Origin of the sequence: Mesorhizobium sp. GbtcB19 (assembly GCF_019091085.1) — a bacterium.
Lineage (GTDB): Bacteria > Pseudomonadota > Alphaproteobacteria > Rhizobiales > Rhizobiaceae > Mesorhizobium.
Window position 1 is genome coordinate 1 of sequence record NZ_JAGXJY010000119.1, and the last position, 265, is coordinate 265.

At 57.7% G+C, this 265-nt stretch carries 1 tRNA gene; it reads right to left on the reverse strand.

The window, feature by feature from the left end:
* Positions 1 to 166 precede the first annotated feature (166 nt).
* A tRNA-Met gene (locus tag KVT37_RS31870) sits at positions 167 to 243 on the reverse strand.
* Between the last annotated feature and the right edge of the window lie 22 nt (positions 244 to 265).

Sequence of the window (265 nt, forward strand, 5' to 3'; positions counted from 1 at the left end):
AAACAAAAACGGCCCGCTTAGATCGGGCCGTTTATTTGGCTTTGCGGGCAGGAATTGGTTTTGTCGGTTGTGGTGGGCTTTGGGTGTTTCGGGCTGCTGCTGGGGGTTAAGATCGGCGGCGCTTGCAGCAGATACAAAAGAGCCCGCGCGAGGCGGGCTGTTTTGTTGGTTGCGGGGACAGGATTTGAACCTGTGACCTTCAGGTTATGAGCCTGACGAGCTACCGGGCTGCTCCACCCCGCGTCACCTACGAGCAAGCGTTAGC